This is a genomic window from Candidatus Melainabacteria bacterium RIFOXYA2_FULL_32_9, from assembly GCA_001784615.1.
Lineage (GTDB): Bacteria > Cyanobacteriota > Vampirovibrionia > Gastranaerophilales > UBA9579 > UBA9579.
The window spans coordinates 1-1,016 of the sequence record MFRQ01000117.1 but is presented as its reverse complement, the minus strand read 5'-3'; the positions used below and the strand labels follow the sequence as shown (position 1 = coordinate 1,016).

Annotated in this window: 2 protein-coding genes (1 of these 2 running past the window's edge); one reads left to right on the top strand and one right to left on the bottom strand. The window is 31.7% G+C overall.

Translation table 11 applies throughout. The features are described 5' to 3' along the window. Positions 1-81, top strand: partial view of an S-methyl-5-thioribose-1-phosphate isomerase gene (locus A2255_10960; protein ID OGI18129.1) — the 3' end only. 972 nt of this gene lie to the left of the window's left edge; the window shows 81 of its 1,053 coding nt (coding positions 973-1,053); the start codon falls outside the window, past its left edge; its stop codon occupies positions 79-81. On the opposite strand, the gene A2255_10955 is transcribed toward A2255_10960, so the two are convergent. Beyond that, on the bottom strand, positions 78-986 hold the full coding sequence (locus A2255_10955; GenBank protein OGI18128.1) for a hypothetical protein: 909 nt from the start codon (positions 984-986) through the stop codon (positions 78-80). The two genes, A2255_10960 and A2255_10955, sit on opposite strands and share 4 nt — an antisense overlap. Positions 987-1,016: the final 30 nt, after the last annotated feature.

Below are 1,016 nucleotides of genomic sequence, written 5' to 3'. Positions count from 1 at the left end.
ATTTTCGGAATTATAACCGAAGTTGGCGTCTTAAGACCTGATTATAAAGAATCAATTAAAAAAGCTTTTACTGAATTTTAGCATGGGTTGAAAACATCCATTAATATTGAATTATCAAGAGAGACTGATTGAAAGATGACAGTTTCTCTAGTTTTATAGACAGAATAGTCCTTTAGCTTTTCAAGATAAGAGAAAGCGATCATACAAAGAAAAAGGAAGATTTCTTGAGACTGTAACGAGTGTTGCTGACAGCGATTTAATCCTATCTGAGACTTTAATATCTTGAATGTTTCCTCTATTGTCCAGCGTTTCTTGTACAATTTAACAGCATCTTTCATAGATAAAAGCATTCTATTGCTTATGTAGAAACGATTCCTCCTTCTGAATATTTTAACCTTGCATCCATTTTGTAAATATCCCTGATAATCTCCAAATCCTCTTGGTATTTGCTGTTTGATTTTTAACCCATCGAGCTTTCTATTGTTTCTCCATCTTTCTACTAAAGGGTATCCATAGTCAGTTAAACGCTTTACAACCTTATCTGCTGAATAAAATCCATCAGCTAATACAACTTTTGGTTTTAATTTGAAGGTATTTCTCAATATCCCTAAACCCTGTAATGCCAATTCATTAAGGGATGGACTTTCTTTATGCCACAATGAGAATCCTATTGGTATTCTGTAATTATCTGTTTCCCACAAGAACAGCAATATCTTGTATCCTGATTCATACCCACTAGTCTTTAGATTTTTCATCTTTCTTGCTATCTTTTTCAATCCATACTTAGGATTATTCGTATCATCTATTATCAATCTACCTTCAGTATTTTTACATAGCTTGATTAATGATGGAATAAACACAGAATCCTTGTTTTTAATCTTTGAAAACTCTGTCAGTAACTCTCTATGATATTTTCTTGGAATCTCTGATGATTTGAAATTTCCGTAATTCAGTAGTTGATTGATGAATAAACTAAAATATTGCATGATATTATTAGACCTCTATTTTGACTTTTG

Excerpts from the sequence above, each read along its gene's own strand:
- A2255_10955 (OGI18128.1), bottom strand. The coding sequence starts at position 986 with ATGCAATATTTTAGTTTATTCATCAATCAACTACTGAATTACGGAAAT.